The sequence below is a fragment of the Streptomyces chumphonensis genome (assembly GCF_014779715.1).
GTDB lineage: Bacteria > Actinomycetota > Actinomycetes > Streptomycetales > Streptomycetaceae > Streptomyces > Streptomyces chumphonensis.
The window spans coordinates 173670-189793 of the sequence record NZ_JACXYU010000007.1; the positions used below are offsets into that span (position 1 = coordinate 173670).

Genomic DNA, 16124 nt, shown 5'->3' on the forward strand with positions numbered 1-16124 from the left:
GGCAAAGGAGATGGCGATGGCGTTACGGTTCGTCGGGATGGACCCGAACACCGGTGGTGAGGGATCACCGACCGTGTGGGTGGAAGAGGAGAGTGCGGACGTCGTTCTTCAGGGTGAGGAGGCCGACGAACTTCTCCTGGCCCTGGTGGGTTCGACACAGTGGGTTCCCGGCCACACTCTCGGCGTCCCGGCTCACGAGCGTGTCATCCGAATCCCGGCCCGTATGGTGCCGATCCTGAGGGAGGCGTGTGATGTCGCTGAGCACCGCGACGTTCGCTGAACTGCTCGCCGCGACTCGGCATAGTGCTGTTCACCTGGAGATGCGGGACTCCTACGCGGTGGGGGACGAGGCCGAGGACTATGAGACGTTCCTGCGGACCGGCGTCGCCAACACCGACCCGACGCAATCGTTCTGGCCGCAGTGGATGCCGCTGGTGATCGAGGCCGTCGACCGCGGCGTAGTGATGCGCCGCGCACGAATCGTCTCCGAACCGGTCACCGACTACATCCGCTACGAGCATGCCATCACGCAGCTGAACCGGCAGGCGGGAGAGGAAGTGCGTTGGCTGCCCCGTCGTCACGCGAGCGACATCCCGCTTCCGGGGAACGACTTCTGGCTGTTGGATGACCGGATCGTGCAGTTCAACCACTGGACCGGTGACGGCGACTGGGCTACCCCGCCCAAGGAACGCACCGACGATCCCGCAGTGGCCGCGCTGTGCTCGCGCGCCTTCGCCGTGGTGTGGGAGCGTGCGATCCCGCACGAGAAGTACTCCGTCTGATTCAGCAACCGGACAGCCCGTGCCCGCTTCCCCCTCCTCCAGCGCCCAAGCCGCACGCGAAGCTCTCGCCGTGCGGCTGGCTCATCTGATGAGAGACGCCGGGGTCAGCGGGCGCGAGCTGTCCTCCCGGTGCCGCTGGCATCCGGCCAAGACCTCCCGCATTCTCCACGCGAAGGCTGTGCCCTCCGATGCCGACATCCGTGCCTGGTGCACGGCGTGCGGCGCCGACGAACAGGTCGACGATCTCATCGCTGTCGCACGGGCGGTGGAGTCGATGTACATGGAATGGCGGCGTCTGCACCGCCACGGAATGCGTCGGGTTCAGGAGGACGTCCTCACCCGCAATGCTGCCGCTCGCCTCTGCCGCGCCTACACCTCCAACGTCATTCCGGGCTTCTTCCAGACCGCGCCCTATGCCGAAGCCCTGATGCACGCCATCACGGACTTCCAGGGGACCCCCGACGACGTCACTCAGGCTGTTGCTGCTCGGCTGGCCCGGAGCCGATACCTATACCAAGGCGGTCATCGCTTCGTCGTCCTCCTCGAAGAATGGGTGCTCCACTCGCGTATCGGCACCGTCGAGACGATGGCAGGCCGACTTCAACACTTGTTCACGGTGATGCCGCTGCCCTCCGTCTCCCTCGGCATCATTCCGCAGGCGGCGCAGCGGACGGTATGGCCGCTGGAGGCGTTCTACCTCTACGACGACCGGCACACCGTCGTCGAAACGCTGACCGCAGGCATTCATGTCCGCCAGCCTCGGGAGCTCGCTGACTACGCCCGTGCCTTCACCCGCCTGTCCGGTATGGCCGTTCACGGCCATGCGGCTCGCGCGCTCATCCGGGCCGCACTCGAGTCACTTGGGTGATGGCGGCGCAATCATCCGCAACATGGTTGAGCCTCGTCGCCACGTGTCCATAGCGTCAGTGGTCCCGCCGAGCGCTTGTGGTCGGCTTTCGCCGGTGCGCGAGGCGCTGATGGAGACTCGCCCTTGGTCCGGCCCTGGCTTCTCGCAGCGCTCCGCACGTGGGCCGCTCAACTGGCACCCTTGCACGCCGCCGGTTGGGCCCACGCGGACGTTCAGCCCACCAACACGCTCGTCACCGAGCACGGACGCGTGGCGGTCATCGACTACGCCTCGGCCTGCGGTCCCGGTACTCATCGGCGCCTGCCCTACCGTGGGGCGCTCACCCACACCACCGCTCCCGAGATCGCTGCGGCCATCCTCGACACCTCCTCGGACACGCACATTCAAGCGCAGCCGAGCGCCGACATCTGGAGCCTGGGCGCCTCCCTGTTCTGGTGCTGGACCGGCCACCGCCCTGTCGCCTACGACGACGTCACCGAGCGGCTGGAAAAGCTACGTGCGATCTCCAGGGGCACGACCTCGCCGTTGAGCGATCTCCGCCCCTGGTCCTTTCCCGCATTCGAGGAAGCCATCACCGCGTGCCTGGCTCCCGTCCCCGCCGATCGCCCCACTGCTGGTGAACTGGCCGACTCGTGGTGATTCTGCGACCTCTTGTTCCCGAAGATGCCGCTGCCCTTCAGCATGTCTACAGCGGCGCCTCCATCCGATTCACCACCGGAAGTGCACTCACCTACAGTCAGGCGCAACAGAAGATTCGCTCAGCGCTCGCAGAGACAGACGAGAGCCCCCGCACGCGGTGGAGTTGGGGCATCGTCGCCGACAACGTCTTGGTCGGCAAGATCGCTGTCAGGCGACGCTCCTGCCACACGGGTACGCTCAGGTACATTCTCTGCGAGGCGGCATGGGGTCACGGCTACGCCACCGAGGCAACGGAGCGGGCTGCGACCTTCGCCTTCACCGTGGTCCGCTTTGACCGACTGGAAGCCGAGCACCACCCCGCCAACCCCGCCTCCGGCCGTGTCTTGACGAAAGCCGGATTCCGCTACGTGGGGACCTCTGAGCGGTGCATGGGGGGCGGGGCCGTCCTGCCGTATCCGACCTACGTGTTGCTGCGCATGTGAGGTGGCGCGGGGGCGGAGTGCCTATGCCGGGGGTGTGGAGAGTTCGGCCCAGACCGTCTTGCCCGGTGCTGCGGGGCGGGGGCGTGTGCCCCAGGCCGAGGCGAGTTGAGAGACGAGGAACAGTCCCCGGCCGCCCTCGGTATCGTCAGGCGGCTGCCGACCGGACAGCTCCGGCAGCCGCTCGTCCCGCGCGTCGCATGCGGAGTGACCTACCGCGCGGGGCCGCGTTGGCGGCAGTGGAGGTGGCGTGGATGAGCGAAGAGTCGACCGAAGACGGAACCCAGGCCGACCATGAGCCGAGTGCGGGCATCCTGTCCGTCTTCGGACGCCAACTCAAGCGATTCCGGCTGAGAGCAGGTATGGAACGGGCCGAACTCGGCGCCGCGACCGGTTACTCGGTCTCCACCATCGCGTCCTACGAGCAGGGCCGCCGCATTCCACCGCCGACGTTCATCGACAAGGCCGACGAGGTTCTGGACGCGGGCGGCGTGCTGCTGGAGATGAAGGAGGAGGTCCGGCGGGCGCAGTATCCGCCGTTCTTCAGGGGCGCGGCGAAGCTGGAGGCGGAGGCCATGGAGGTACACGTCTACGCCAATCAGGCTCTGCCTGGACTGCTACAGACGGAGGAGTACGCCAAAGCCGTGTTCCGAATGAGGCGTCCGCTCCTGGACGAAGAAGTCGTGGAAGAGCGTGTGTTGGCCCGTATCGCTCGTCAGGACATCTTCTGCCGCAAGCTGCCCACCCTGATTTCGTGGTGGAGGAAGCGGCTCTGACGCGGCCCCTCGGTGGTCCTTCGGTGATGAGGGGACAGCTTGAGCAGGTCCTCCTACGTGGTCAGCTTCGCCATGTGGAAATGCAGATCATGCCAACTGCCTGTGTAGAGCATGCGGCTTTGGCTGGACCGTTCACCTTGATCGAGACCAGAGATGAACGGAGGATCGCCTATGTGGAGGTGCTGAAGGAGAGCCGCCTGTACGCAGATCGCCGTGCGGTCAGGGAGATCGAGGAGTGTTACGGCATCCTTCGAGCTCAGGCTCTCAGCCCACGAGAGTCACTGGTGTACGTCGAGAAGCTGCTGGGAGAGCTATGAGTGCCGCAGAAGCATGGCAGGCCATGTCCGCCTTGGCCTGGTTCAAGAGCAGCTACAGCAGTGGTGAGGGCGGGGAGTGCGTAGAGGTCGCGGTGGCCTGGCGCACATCCAGCTACAGCGGAAGCGCTGGCGGGGAGTGTGTCGAGGTGGCGGAGTGTCCCGGCACCGTGCACGTGCGGGACTCCAAGCGCCGGTCCGGGCCGGTGCTGTCGTCGACGCCGCAGGCGTGGGGCGCGTTCGTCGGCTTCACCTCCGAGGCCGGTCACGGGAGTACCTGAGTATCCCGACGGATGTCCGGGGTGGCCGGTGTTCGGTGGGATGGGCGGATGAGTGCTTCCTCGTCAGCGTCCGCAGCGGGTACCGGCGACGACCGGAGGGCCGTGCCGTCGACCGTGCCGGTCCGGTCGGGGCGGCGGGCCCGGGTGACCGCCTCCGTGCTCGGGGCGGTGGTGGACGTGCCGCTGCTGGCCCTGGGGTTCGCGTTGGGCACCCATCCTTTCCTGCTCCTGTGCGCGCCGAGCCTGCTGTTCGTCCTCCTCGGGTGGGTCGTGCCGGATCAGCGCGGCGGGCGCGGGCTCGCCATCGCCGGGAGCGTCATGGCCGTCCTCGCGGCCCTGTTCTTCCTCGTGCTCTTCGGCATGCTGCTCTACCTGGGTGCGACGCTCGACACCTGAGCGCGGTCCCGGGCGGGCGGCGCGGCCTCAGGCGCCTTCGGTGGCGTCGGGTTCGGGGAGGTCGGTGGCGTCGATGATGCGGTAGGCGTAGCCCTGCTCGGCGAGGAAGCGCTGGCGGTGGGCGGCGAAGTCCTGGTCGACGGTGTCGCGGGCGACGACGGAGTAGAAGCGGGCCTCGTGCCCGTCGGCCTTGGGCCGCAGGACGCGGCCGAGGCGCTGGGCCTCCTCCTGGCGGGAGCCGAACGTCCCGGAGACCTGGATGGCGACGGTCGCCTCGGGCAGGTCGATGGAGAAGTTGGCGACCTTGGAGACGACGAGGACGGACAGCTCCCCGGAGCGGAAGGCGTCGAAGAGCTTCTCGCGCTGCGCGTTGCTGGTCTCGCCCTTGATGACGGGGGCGCCGAGGCGTTCGCCGAGTTCGTCGAGCTGGTCGATGTACTGGCCGATGACGAGCGTCTGGTCGCCCCGGTGGCGGCGGACCAGGGTTTCGGTGACGCGCAGTTTGGACGGCGTCGTGGCGCAGAAGCGGTACTTCTCGTCGGTCTCGGCGGTGGCGTAGGCGAGCCGTTCGGTGTCGGTGAGGCTGACGCGGACCTCCACGCAGTCGGCGGGGGCGATGTAGCCCTGTGCCTCGATCTCCTTCCAGGGCGCGTCGAAGCGCTTGGGGCCGATGAGGGAGAAGACGTCGGACTCGCGGCCGTCCTCGCGCACGAGGGTGGCGGTCAGGCCGAGGCGGCGGCGGGCCTGGAGGTCGGCGGTGAACTTGAAGACGGGCGCGGGCAGCAGGTGCACCTCGTCGTAGACGATGAGTCCCCAGTCGCGGGAGTCGAACAGTTCCAGGTGCGGGTAGACGCCCTTCCGCTTGGTCGTCAGCACCTGGTAGGTGGCGATGGTGACGGGCCGGATCTCCTTCTTCGTGCCGCTGTACTCGCCGATCTCGTCCTCGGTCAGTGAGGTGCGCCGCACGAGTTCGTGCTTCCACTGGCGGGCGGAGACGGTGTTGGTGACGAGGATCAGCGTCGTCGCCCTCGCCTCGGCCATCGCCCCGGCGCCGACGAGTGTCTTGCCGGCGCCGCAGGGCAGGACGACGACGCCGGAGCCGCCGTGCCAGAAGCCCTCGACGGCCTGCTTCTGGTAGGGGCGCAGCGCCCAGTCGTCCTCCTTGAGCGCGATGGGGTGCGCCTCGCCGTCGATGTAGCCGGCGAGGTCCTCGGCGGGCCAGCCGAGCTTGAGCAGCGCCTGCTTGATCTGGCCGCGGTCGGAGGGGTGGACGGCGACGGTGTCGGCGTCGATGCGCTCGCCGACGAGGGGCTTGATCCGCTTGGAGCGCAGCACCTCCTCCAGCACCGGCCGGTCGGTGGTCTGGAGGACGAGGCCGTGGGCGGGGTGCTTGGACAGGCTGAGGCGCCCGTAGCGGTCCATGGTGTCGGCGATGTCGACGAGCAGCGCGTGGGGGACCGGGTAGCGCGAGTGGGTGACGAGGGCGTCGACGACCTGCTCGGCGTCGTGCCCCGCCGCCCGCGCGTTCCACAGCCCGAGCGGGGTCAGCCGGTAGGTGTGGATGTGCTCGGGGGCCCGTTCCAGCTCCGCGAAGGGAGCGATGGCGCGGCGGCAGGCGTCGGCCTGCTCGTGGTCGACCTCGAGCAGGAGCGTTTTGTCGCTCTGGACGATCAGGGGGCCACTGTTCACCGTTCGGTCCTCACGCGTGGGATCGGTCGACTCTCCAGTCTCTCGCACGCCGCGCCCGTGTCCCCCCTCCCGCAGGGTGTGCCCTTGCCCACGGAGAAGGGTGTCACTCGTTGGAGTCGATGTCGTTGGCGGTGTCGTTTGGCAGGCTGTATCGTCAAACTTTGACGCGATTGCCTCTCAAACGACATGGCCCGATGCTTGGAGCCGCCGTGCTGCTTCGCTTCCAGGTGACGAACCACGCCTCCTTGCGCGATGAGCAGGAGCTCTCACTCGTCGCGACCGACCGGCATGAGAGCAGGGCGGAGGGTGAGGTCGCGGGCGGTGGGCACCGGGCCGTCCCCGTCGCGGCGATCTACGGAACCAATGCCTCCGGCAAGTCGAACGTGATCGACGCCATGGGTTGGATGAGGGCGGCGATCCTCTCCTCCTTCCGGCGGTGGGACCCCAGCGGCGGCGTGCCGAGACGGCCCTTCGCCCTGCGGGAGCGGCCCTCCTCGTTCCCCAGCACCTTCGTGATGGACTTCGCCCTCGACGGGGTGCGGCACGAGTACGGCTTCTCCGTGGACGACGTCGAGGTCCGGGAGGAATGGCTGTACTACTACCCGGAGGCGAGAGCGCGTCGGCTGTACGAGCGGAAGCGGGGTGAGCCCGTCGCCTTCGGCCGGTGGCTCACGGGCCACCGGAAGGTCATCTCGGAGCTGCTACGGCCTAACAGCCTCTATCTGTCCGTCGCCGCCGCTCAGGGCCATCCACAGCTGGGCCGGGTCTACCGCTGGTTCCAGTCGGGCATGCGCATGGCCACGGACGAGGATTTCGCCTCCCGGCTCGATCACACGGTGCGGCTGTGTCTGGACGGCTCGACCCGGGAGGACGGCGGATCCGTGCTCGCCCTGCTCACCTACGCCGACCTGGGCGTGTCCGGGCTGCGGATCGAAGAACCGGACGAGGAGTCACGTGCGGCGCACGAGCGGCTGACCCGTGCGGTGCGTGAGGCGCTGGGGGACAAGGTGAGGGTGGCTCAGGCCCGGCAGGACGTGCTGGTCGAGCACCGCGCGACGGGCGGGACGTATCGCCTCGGTCTGGGGGAGGAGTCCAGCGGCACGCGGACGTGGATCGGCCTGGTCGGGCCGGTGATCACCACGTTGGCCAGCGGCGCGGTGCTGTGTGTGGACGAACTGGACGCACGCCTCCACCCGTACCTCGTGGACGCGCTCGTGGGCATGTTCCAGTCCCCGGAGACGAACCGCACCGGGGCGCAGCTCGTGTTCAGCACCCACGAGGCGGGCCTTCTCGGCCGCAACGCGCGGACCGAGCTCTACCGCGACCAGGTGTGGTTCACGGAGAAGGACCCGGAGTCACTGGCCACCCGGCTCTTTCCGATGACCGAGTTCCGTGTGCGTGACCAGAGTGGCGAGAACCTGGAGAAGCGCTACCTGGCGGGGCGATACGGGGCCGTGCCGTATCTGGACGACGATCTGCTGCGGTCCCTGGCCGCGGCCTGCCGAGGTGGGAGTGCGGGTGGGGCCGGGCAAGCCGCTGAAGCGGACGAAGGGCGTGCGCCCGGAGCAGCGTAGGTTCCTCATCTACTGCGAGGGCGAGTGCACCGAGAACCAGTACTTCAAGGGGTTGCGCGGCGAGTTGCGGGCCCTGCCCGTCTCGATCTGCATCGGAGGCGAGCACGGTGAGCCGAAGTCCTTGGTGAAGGCGGCGATCGCGCACCAGGAACGGGCCCCGAGGTCCGCAGCGGACCGCTACACCCCGTACGACGAGGTCTGGTGCGTCGTGGACGTGGAGGCTCCCGTGGCTCAGCCCTCGCTGGAGGCCGCGCGCAGGCTTGCCGACCGGCACGGCGTCGCCATCGCCTACAGCAACCCCTGCTTCGAGCTGTGGCTGCTGCCGCACTGTGCCCCGGTGACGGCCTATCACACGTCGGCGCAGATGCAGCGGGCGCTGGAGCACAGTGGTGCGTGCGGCTACGCCACGTCGCGCAAGCACCTGGAGTACGAGGCGCTGCGGGCCGGGTATCCGCAGGCCCGCGCGCGGGCGGTGGAGCTGAGGCGGCGCGGTTCCGGCGGCTGGTCCGGCAACCCGTGGACCAACGTGGACCACCTCGTGGAGTGCCTGCGGTCCGCCCGGCACGGTGTCCCGCCACAGCTCTGATCCCCTCATGCACGAACGGGCCGACCGACAGTGGCCCGTCCGGGCTGGAGTGGTTGCTGTTGCGGGTGTGAACGTAAGAGGTCTAAATGGATGGGAGGTACAAATGGTACGAATCCGAAGGGGATGATCCGATGCTGCCGCTCAACGAACCGCTGACCGACCAGGCCACCAGGGAAGCGCTCGCCCAGGACGTGGACGCCGCCCTGAACGCGACCGAGGCCGACGGGACGTTCCGCGACACCAGTGAGTGCGCCGGGCTGCTGCTGCTGGCCGGTGCGGTCCTGCTTTCCCCGCCCGCCCCGCGGCCGAAGAAGGGATGAGCTGACCGCTCGTGGCTGAAGCAACGTCGCCCGCGTCCGGACTGCCGGACGCGGTGCAGAACACCGCTTCGGTGATTGCCTCCGCCCTCGCGGGCGGGGGCAATCACCTGTCCGCTCCCGATCTCGCCGGGTCGGTCGCGCTGTCCGCGCACGACCCGCTGCTCGTCGCCTGCGTCCGGGTGCTCGGCGCGGACGCGCTGGCGCCCGCCCTGCTGTACGGGGTCGCTGCCGCGCCGGCCGACGTCGCGCTCGCGGAGACCGCCCGTGACGCCTACCCGCCCCCGCCCGAGGCGACGGCGGCGTCCGCGTGGAGCCACTGGGGGCTCGCCGAGGCGCTGCGGACGCTGACCGGGCGCGGCGTCCGGGAGACGCAGCCGGACGCCGACTGGGTGGCGGGGGAGCCGTGGCCGCGCCTGGCCCACCGCATGGCGCAGCTCGCCCCCCTGGCCGTCCCGGGCGTGGAGTCGGCGCTGGCCACGGGGGCCGCCAAGCGTCCGGTGGACCTCGGGCGCGGCTTCGTGCGGGCCGTCCGCCGCCGCGACTGGCTCCAGGCGGCGGGGCTCGGTCGCTGGCTCGCCCTCGTCCCCGGGGTGCCGACGACGCTGGGCCTGGACGCCGGGCTGGACTTCGTCCACCACATGGGCGCCGCCGCCGACGCCCGCGTCGCCCTGCACGTGCGGGCCGCCCAGCTCATGCGGGTGACCGCGCCGGTCCGGCGGGCCCCGGCATGAGTGCCGCCGACGCCCCCGTCGACGCCCCGACCGGGAGCGGCGTCCAGGCGGCCGTGCTGCGCCGGGCGCTGGGCTGGCTGTCCGCGCACCGGGAGCGGTTCCGTCCGCCGCCGGACGCCGCCGAGCGGGCCGAGCCGGACGTCACCGTCAAGCCGCTGGGCGAGCTGGCGGAGCTGATGGCCGCCGTCCTGCGCCGCACCGCGCCCGGCGGGCAGGAGCACGCGCTGGCCGGGGAGTTGCTGGAGGCGGCGTGGGACGCGTCCGGGCGCGGGGAGCTGTTCCTCGCCCTCGCGCGGGCCGAGCCGCACGCCACCTACCCCCTGGAGATGTACGCGGCGTTCGCGGGGGCGGGTCGTCGGCACGCGGGTTTCGAGGCGTTCGCGCGGTCGGCAGCCGCGACCCGGTCGTGGCACTGCACCGAGCGGGAGCCGACGCGCGCGCTGGCCGTGCTGGGCGCCGAGCGGCGCCTGGGCCTGGCCCCGCACACCGACCCGGCGGCGGTCGCGGCGGGCACCTGGCTCGGGGGGCTGCCGGAGCCGTGGGCGTTCGAGAGCCGGTCGGGGTACGCGGCCACCCACCACGTCTTCCACGTCACCCGGTGGGGCGCGGCGCCCGAGCTGCTGCCCGCCGACGTGCGCGGCCACCTCGCCGCCTGGCTCCCGGCGTGGACGGTGGCCTGCCTGGAGGAGGAGTCCTGGGATCTGGCGGGTGAGCTGCTCGCCGTGCGCGCCTGTCTGCCGGAGCCGCCGCCCGCCGACGCGGAGTGGGCCGCCTACGCGGCGGGGCAGGGCCCGGACGGGGTCGTCGCGCCACGCGGCCCGGCTCCCGAAGCCACCGACGAGGCCGCGTTCCGTGCCTGCTACCACCCCACGCTGGTCGCCGCGTTCGCCGCCGCCCTCACTCTCACCAGCACCCCCGCAGATCCCGCAGATCCCGCACTTCCCGACCCCGCCGCCCTCAGTCCGTCCGCCGGAGGCCGACCGTGACCACCCGCCCCCAGCTCCTGCACGACGTCGGTGTCCGGGCCCTGGAGTGGCTGTCCGACCACCGGCGGCACTTCCGGCTCAGCCTGGAGCCCGGCGAGGTCCCCGACCTGGGCCGGCTCAAGCCCGTCGGCGAGCTGGCCGTCATCGGCACGGCCCTCTTCCGCGAAGGGGTGGCCGGCAGCCGGCAGGCCCGGCTGGCCCGCGAACTCCTCGACTTCGCCTGGGAGGAGGTGCTGGAGGGCGGCGCCGTCCTCGACCGCGTCCAGCGGGACGAGCCGCTCAGCCCGATGCCGCTGGAGGTGTACGCGCCGTTCAGGGAGGACGGCCGCCGCCACCCGGGGCTGGAGCGCGGCGTCGCCCACGGCCGGGCCCTGGGGAGCTGGGCCGCGCTGGAGATGCTGCCGGTGCGCCGGCTCGGGTTCTCCGTCACCGAGGAACGCGCCGGGCTGAGCCCGTCGCTGGGCATCGCCGAGGCGACGCGCCGCACCTGGCTGGGGCGACGGCCGGAGCCGTGGACGCTGGGCTACCACATCGGCTACGACGTGACGCACACCGTCTTCCACCTCACGCGCTGGGGCTCCCGCCCCGAGGGGCTGCCGTCCGACCTCGCCGACTACCTCGACCTGTGGCTGCCCACCTGGCTGGAGGACTGGGCCGAGCGCGGGCACTGGGACCTGCTCGGCGAACTCCTCGTCGTCGACGCCTGCCTGCCGCGGCCGACGCTGGACGAGGACGCCTGGCGGCGCTACGCGGCGGCCCAGGACGGCAGCGGGGCCATGCCGATCGAGGGCGGGATGCCGCAGACCGCCGACCCGGCCGAGCTGTTCGACCTCCTCCACCACCCCACCCTCGTCGCCGCGTTCGCCTCCGTCATGGCCACCTCCCGCTCCCTGGCGGCGCTCCCGGCGGGTCCGGCGTGACGGCCGGGACGCTCCGCCGGGCCACCGCGGCGGGCTGGGAGGAGCGGGTGCGGGCGGCGGTGCGGTCCCTGGACGGGCCCGACGTCGTCGTCGCCGTCAGCCGCGACGGGGAGCGCCTCGTGCACAGCGGGGGCCACGGCCCCGCCCGGCACGCCGACCGGGAACGGCTGCGGTACGAGATCGGGTCGGCATCCAAGACGTACACGGTGCTGCTCCTGGCGGCGCTGGCGCACGCCGGCCGCGTCGGCGCCCACGACCCCGTCACGGCGCACCTGCCGCCCCTGCGGCCGGACCCGCACCGGGACGCCATCACCCTCACCCACCTGGCCACCCACACCTCGGGGCTGCCCCGGCTGCCGCACGACGCGGAGTTCCTGCGCCGCGCCGTCCCGGCCTGGCGCACCAACCCCTACGCCGACTACGGCACCGGGCACCTGCTGGACGCCTTCGCGCGCGCCCGCGTCCGGCACCGGCCGGGCAGCCGCTGGTGGTACTCGAACTTCGGCGGCGCGCTGCTCGGGCAGGCCCTGGCCCGCACGACGGCCACCTCCTACGCCGACCTGCTCACCGACCACGTCCTCGGGCCGCTCGGACTCGGCAACACCGGCCTGCACCCGGGAACGTCCGGCCGGGACGCCGTGGGGCACCGCCGGGACGGCACGACGCCGGTGCCGCCGCTGGTCATGCGCGGCTTCGCCCCGGCCGGGGCCGTCCGCGCCACCCCGCACGACCTGCTGACCTTCCTGGAGGCCCACGTCGCGCCGGAGCGCACGCCGCTGACCGCCGCGCTGCGGGAGGTGACCCGGCCGGTGCTGCGGCGGGGGCTGCGTCCCCGGCAGACCCACACCCTGACGTGGTTCCGGGACGGCGAGGTCTTCTACCACCCCGGTGCGACACCGGGCCTCGAGGCGTTCCTCGGCTTCCACCGGGCGACCCGCACGGCCGTCGCCGTCCTCGCGGCCCGCAGCTGGAGCCGTCGCAGCTCCCTCGGGCTGACCGGCTACGCGCTCCTGACGGAGGCCGACGGCTGAGCTGCGGCCCGTGAACTCCGGCCGCTGAGCTCCGGCCCCTGACGGGAGTTCAGTCCTCGGCCAGCTCGGCCACGCCCGTCACCCGGTGGAGGGCGAAGGTGCGGACCTCGTCGGCCGTGTGGTCGTAGGCGGTCACGAAGCCGCCCTCGACCCGGACGGGTGCGATGACGCGCTGGCTGGCCGCGCCGTCCGCGTTGACGTAGCCGATCCACACCGCCGTCCCCGTCAGCACCGCCGACTGCATCGTGGCGAGGGTGTCGGCCGATGTCGTCCGCGGCGGCTCACCCGTGGGCGAGGCGCCGCCCGGGGCCCGGTGGGGTGCGGTGGCGGCCAGGTCGCCCGCCCGGACGGCCCGCACGGCCGCCGCCAGGAGGGTCGGGCCGGGCGGCGGCGGCCCCTCGGGCACCGGCTCGGGCGGTGTACGCGGGGGCGTGCGGTGGGCGCCGGCGCGGGCGATCAGCACGTCGCCGTCGGCCGACTCGGCGGCCGGGGCGTGCCCCATCTCCCGCAGGGTCTCCAGCAGTCGGCCGGGCTCGGCCGTGGCGGCCAGGACCGTCGGCGCGAGCAGCCGCAGCCCGAGGGCGGCCGAGCGCCGGTCGGCCATGATCTCCGCCAGCAGGGCGTCGTCGTCGCAGCGCACGTAGGCGGAGGCCGCGCCGACCCGCAGCCTGCCGTGCCGCCGGGCGACGTCGTCGACGAGGTAGGTGAGCGGCTGCGGTACGGGGGTGCGGGAGTGGGCGGCGAGGAAGGCGTGCAGGTCGGCGGCCGAACGCCCGGCGTCCAGAGCGCGCCGTACCGAGGCGGGCGTGAAGCGGTAGACGGTCGCGCCGCCCTTGGACTCGACGTCGGCCAGCACCGCCAGCGCGTCCGCCAGCGGGCGTTCCAGCGGGCCGGGGGCGACGGCCGTCAGGTCGGCCTGGAGCAGGACGTGGTCCAGCGGCTCGGGCAGGAGCGGGGCGAGCCGGGCGGCGGCGGCGTCCGCCGCGTCCGCCCAGGCGTCGGACGCGCGGGCGGCCGTTGCGGCGTGGGCCGTCCCGGTGTCGGCCGTCGCGGCGTCGCCGGTCCCGTCGTGGGCCGTGTGGTCGGCCGCGTGGGGGGCGAGCAGTCCGCGCGCGTACCCGGCGAGCGCCCCCCGGCCGGTCAGCCCGAGCAGCTCCGCCTCCTGCGACGCCGCCGCACACAGCCGCGCCCGCAGCTCCTCGGGGCCGCGCGAGGGGCGTTCCCAGCGCAGCCGGGCCAGCACGTCGTCCGGCAGGGGAGCGCCGCCCTGCGGCAGCTCCGCCAGCAGCTCCAGGACGCGGCGGCGCACCTCGGGGGCCAGGGACCGGTCCAGGCCGGGCCCGAGCGCGGCCAGCGCCCGGCCCTTCGCGTCCCGCCCGCCGACGAGCCCCGGCACGCGGGTGGCCGGGAGCCAGGCGGCCACCAGCCGCGCCCAGCGCTCCTGCGGCGGCAGGTCCCGCCACCGGTCGGCGACGGGGGTGGGCGCGTACCGTTCGTCGGCCTCCCCGTCGGAGGCCACCAGGCCCGCCGCGTAGGCGAGTTCGACCCAGAACGCGGCGGCCGGCTCGGGCAGGTCCAGCGCCAGGGCGGTCCGCTTCAGGTCACGCACGCCCAGGCCGCCCGCCCGCAGCACCGGCGGTGGCAGGCGCTCCCAGCCCGCCAGCAGCTCCTCGACGGTGGCCAGGGCGGTGAACGCCTGGCCCGCCGCCGTGGTGTCCACGGTGCGCACCTCGTGGGAGCGGGCGACCCCGACCTGCGGGGGGACGGGCTCCAGCTCGCGGTGCGCCCGGCCCCCGCGCAGGTGCAGGGCCACCTCGCGGGGCAGGACGACCGTCCGACCGCCGCTCCCCTGCCCGGCGGGCAGCAGCAGCCCCCGGTCCAGCAGCCAGCGCACCGGGGCCGTGGCGGCGCCGTCGGCGGTGCCGCCGTCGGTGGGCGTCGTGCCGCCGCCGAGGGTGCCCAGCGGCGGGCCCCACACGAGCTTTCCCAGGACCTCGCGGGCCCCGGCGGGCGCCTGCCCCAGGAGGGCCGCCAGCCGGTCCGCGTCGGCGAACAGCCCGGTCAGCGCGGCGAGCGCGCTGACCGGGTCGTGCGTCGTCGGCAGCCCGGCGTGCGCCAGGATCTCCTGGAGCCGGCCCGGCGACATCCCGGCCGCCGCCTCCGCCAGCGACGGGCCCAGGCCGGTCGGTGACGGGGCCGCCGCCGACGGCGCCAGCACCTCGCGCGCGGTGCGGACCAGCCGCAGCTGCGTGTCCGGCCCCCACACCAGCGCCCGCACCCGCAGGACGGCCAGCGCGTCCGGCAGCGCCTCCTCCCCGCCGGGCAGCAGGGCGGCCAGTTCCTCGCGGGCGCAGGGGTCGGGCGCCACGGCCAGCGCCTGGGCGGTCTGGAGGGCGAAGCGGTCCAGCCGTTCCAGGGAGCGGACGACGGACGCCCGCGTCGCGGCCCGGGTGGCCAGCTGCGTCACGTCGCCGGGGACCGGTGAGAGCAGGTCGGGACGGGCCCGCAGCAGCTCGGCGAGTGCGGCGTCGGGCCTGCCGCGCAGCTCGTCGGCGAGCGTGCGCGGCGCGGCGGTCTCACGGGTCATCCCACCCACGGTACCGGGCCCGGCCCTGTACGGTCGGGGCGTGGGGATCGAGAGTGAGAAGCTCGTCTTCGACTACCTCAGCCGGGTCGGCGACGTGGCGCACCGAACGACGATGACGGCGGCCGAACGGGCGCGGCTGGTCGGCGAGTTGCGGGCGGGTATCGAACGCATGCGGGCCGAGGGCAGTGTGGAGTCCGTGGCGGAGGTCCGGCGCATCCTCGGCCGCTTCGGCAAACCGGAGGACGTCGTCGCGGCGGCGCGCGGCGGAGGCGGCGTCCCGACGCCGCGTCCCGCCGAGGACTCCGGCGAGTCCGGCGACCGGCCGTCGTCCGCCCGTGCCGCCCGCCGCCGCCGCGCGCCACGGGCGGAGCCGCCCGCCCCGACCGGGCCCACGCCGCCGCACCTCGTGGGCCTGGACGAGCTGCCCCCCGAGGCGGCGGACCCGCAGTGGTGGAACGGCGACGGCGGCCCCTTCGGCAAGACCAGCGGCGGCCACGTCGACGGCTTCGTCGGCGGCATCGAGATCCCCGAGATGCTGGTGCCGCCCACGGCGGACGGCGACGCCCCCAAGCTCGTCCCCGGCCAGGCGCTGCCCGGCGAGGCGCCGCCCGGCCGGGTGCCGCTGGGCAAGGAGCCGTCGAAGCCCGAGGGCGGGGCGTCCGCGGGCCCGCCGGAGCCGGCCGGGGCCGAGGAGCCCGCGCCGCCGGACGGCCGGTGGGCCCGGCTGCGTCGGCTGGCCCGCGTGCCCGTCCCCGCGGGGGGTGCGGGCGTGGCCCGCGTCGGCGGCCCGGTGGAGCTGCTGGCCGTCGCGGCGCTCGTCGCCGGCACCGTCCTCGGCTCCCTCCTGGCGCTCGCCGCCGGGTGGCTGGTGGCCTGGTGGTCGCCCCGGCTGCCGCTCGCCGAGCGCAAGTGGGCGGTCCTCGGCATGCCCGCGCTCGTCGCGGGCGGGGGCGCCGTGTGGCTGTGGGGCCGCGCGACGGGCCGCTGGGGCGAGCCCGTGCCCGAGGGCGCGCTCGGCGACGTGCTCCAGGAGAACTACCCCTGGTTCGTGCGCGCCGCCGCCCTGGCCTCGGCGGTGTTCCTCCTCTGGCGCGCCCGCCGCGTCCAGGGCTGAGCCCGGACCTGCGGTCCACCGGCTTCCGGGTGGCCCGTACGGGTGACGTGG

The 16124-nt window shown here is 73.3% G+C and carries 17 protein-coding genes and 1 pseudogene; 16 read left to right on the forward strand and 2 right to left on the reverse strand.

Annotated elements, in window-relative coordinates; all coding sequences use genetic code 11:
- Positions 1-16 precede the first annotated feature (16 nt).
- From IF129_RS15520 to IF129_RS15555, 8 genes and pseudogenes are all read left to right on the forward strand, one after another.
- On the forward strand, positions 17-280 hold the full coding sequence (locus IF129_RS15520) for a hypothetical protein (RefSeq protein WP_191210249.1): 264 nt from the start codon (positions 17-19) through the stop codon (positions 278-280).
- On the forward strand, positions 252-782 hold the full coding sequence (locus tag IF129_RS15525; protein WP_191210250.1) for a DUF6879 family protein: 531 nt from the start codon (positions 252-254) through the stop codon (positions 780-782). Before IF129_RS15520 ends, IF129_RS15525 begins: the two co-directional genes overlap by 29 nt.
- 19 nt (positions 783-801) lie before the next feature.
- Positions 802-1650, forward strand: a complete 849-nt coding sequence (locus IF129_RS15530) for a helix-turn-helix domain-containing protein (protein ID WP_191210251.1) — start codon at positions 802-804, stop codon at positions 1648-1650.
- A gap of 75 nt (positions 1651-1725) precedes the next feature.
- On the forward strand, positions 1726-2289 hold the full coding sequence (locus tag IF129_RS15535; RefSeq protein WP_191210252.1) for a protein kinase domain-containing protein: 564 nt from the start codon (positions 1726-1728) through the stop codon (positions 2287-2289).
- Positions 2283-2771 carry a GNAT family N-acetyltransferase gene (locus tag IF129_RS15540; RefSeq protein ID WP_191210253.1) on the forward strand — a complete coding sequence of 163 codons (489 nt, stop codon included), beginning with the start codon at positions 2283-2285 and terminating at the stop codon, positions 2769-2771. Before IF129_RS15535 ends, IF129_RS15540 begins: the two co-directional genes overlap by 7 nt.
- 251 nt (positions 2772-3022) lie before the next feature.
- Positions 3023-3861, forward strand: a pseudogene (locus IF129_RS15545) (helix-turn-helix domain-containing protein).
- Positions 3858-4139, forward strand: coding sequence for a DUF397 domain-containing protein (locus IF129_RS15550; protein ID WP_224755015.1), 282 nt, complete (start codon positions 3858-3860; stop codon positions 4137-4139). Before IF129_RS15545 ends, IF129_RS15550 begins: the two are co-directional and overlap by 4 nt.
- 102 nt (positions 4140-4241) lie before the next feature.
- Positions 4242-4535, forward strand: coding sequence for a hypothetical protein (locus IF129_RS15555; RefSeq protein ID WP_191210254.1), 294 nt, complete (start codon positions 4242-4244; stop codon positions 4533-4535).
- 27 nt (positions 4536-4562) lie between these two features.
- On the opposite strand, the gene IF129_RS15560 is transcribed toward IF129_RS15555, so the two are convergent.
- Positions 4563-6224, reverse strand: coding sequence for a DNA repair helicase XPB (locus IF129_RS15560; protein ID WP_318153767.1), 1662 nt, complete (start codon positions 6222-6224; stop codon positions 4563-4565).
- A 209-nt stretch (positions 6225-6433) separates the two neighbouring features.
- Here IF129_RS15560 and IF129_RS15565 point away from each other — a divergent pair, with 209 nt between their 5' ends.
- The 7 genes from IF129_RS15565 to IF129_RS15595 all read left to right on the forward strand — a co-directional run bounded on the left by IF129_RS15565 (position 6434) and on the right by IF129_RS15595 (position 12372).
- Positions 6434-7798 (forward strand): AAA family ATPase, encoded by a 1365-nt coding sequence (locus tag IF129_RS15565; protein ID WP_318153768.1) that lies wholly within the window; start codon positions 6434-6436, stop codon positions 7796-7798.
- Positions 7779-8384 (forward strand): RloB family protein, encoded by a 606-nt coding sequence (locus IF129_RS15570; protein ID WP_318153769.1) that lies wholly within the window; start codon positions 7779-7781, stop codon positions 8382-8384. Before IF129_RS15565 ends, IF129_RS15570 begins: the two co-directional genes overlap by 20 nt.
- Positions 8385-8515: 131 nt before the next feature.
- The gene (locus IF129_RS15575; RefSeq protein ID WP_191210257.1) at positions 8516-8704 is read left to right on the forward strand and encodes a hypothetical protein; all 189 of its coding nucleotides are present in this window, start codon (positions 8516-8518) and stop codon (positions 8702-8704) included.
- An 11-nt stretch (positions 8705-8715) separates the two neighbouring features.
- Entirely contained in the window at positions 8716-9435 is a 720-nt protein-coding gene (locus IF129_RS15580) for a hypothetical protein (protein ID WP_318153770.1), read from the forward strand.
- Positions 9432-10421, forward strand: a complete 990-nt coding sequence (locus IF129_RS15585) for a DUF6895 family protein (RefSeq protein WP_191210258.1) — start codon at positions 9432-9434, stop codon at positions 10419-10421. Before IF129_RS15580 ends, IF129_RS15585 begins: the two co-directional genes overlap by 4 nt.
- Positions 10418-11341, forward strand: a complete 924-nt coding sequence (locus IF129_RS15590) for a DUF6895 family protein (RefSeq protein ID WP_191210259.1) — start codon at positions 10418-10420, stop codon at positions 11339-11341. Before IF129_RS15585 ends, IF129_RS15590 begins: the two co-directional genes overlap by 4 nt.
- Positions 11338-12372: a serine hydrolase domain-containing protein gene (locus IF129_RS15595; protein ID WP_191210260.1), complete on the forward strand. Its 1035-nt coding sequence runs from the start codon at positions 11338-11340 to the stop codon at positions 12370-12372. Before IF129_RS15590 ends, IF129_RS15595 begins: the two co-directional genes overlap by 4 nt.
- A 49-nt stretch (positions 12373-12421) precedes the next feature.
- Here the strand turns inward: IF129_RS15595 and IF129_RS15600 are convergent, their stop codons facing one another.
- Complete coding sequence (locus tag IF129_RS15600) at positions 12422-14959, reverse strand: helicase C-terminal domain-containing protein (RefSeq protein ID WP_191210261.1); 2538 nt, start codon at positions 14957-14959, stop codon at positions 12422-12424.
- Positions 14960-14999: 40 nt separating this feature from the next.
- On the opposite strand from IF129_RS15600, the gene IF129_RS15605 reads away from it, so the two are divergent.
- A complete protein-coding gene (locus tag IF129_RS15605) occupies positions 15000-16073 on the forward strand; it encodes a hypothetical protein (RefSeq protein WP_191210262.1) in 1074 nt (357 codons plus the stop codon).
- Positions 16074-16124 lie beyond the last annotated feature (51 nt).

What these genes read in the sequence shown, in the direction of transcription:
- IF129_RS15520 (WP_191210249.1), top strand. Translation starts at nt 17, where the DNA reads ATGGCGTTACGGTTCGTCGGGATGGACCCGAACACCGGTGGTGAGGGA.
- IF129_RS15525 (WP_191210250.1), top strand. Translation starts at nt 252, where the DNA reads ATGTCGCTGAGCACCGCGACGTTCGCTGAACTGCTCGCCGCGACTCGG.
- IF129_RS15550 (WP_224755015.1), top strand. Translation starts at nt 3,858, where the DNA reads ATGAGTGCCGCAGAAGCATGGCAGGCCATGTCCGCCTTGGCCTGGTTC.
- IF129_RS15575 (WP_191210257.1), top strand. Translation starts at nt 8,516, where the DNA reads ATGCTGCCGCTCAACGAACCGCTGACCGACCAGGCCACCAGGGAAGCG.
- IF129_RS15585 (WP_191210258.1), top strand. Translation starts at nt 9,432, where the DNA reads ATGAGTGCCGCCGACGCCCCCGTCGACGCCCCGACCGGGAGCGGCGTC.
- IF129_RS15600 (WP_191210261.1), bottom strand. Translation starts at nt 14,959, where the DNA reads ATGACCCGTGAGACCGCCGCGCCGCGCACGCTCGCCGACGAGCTGCGC.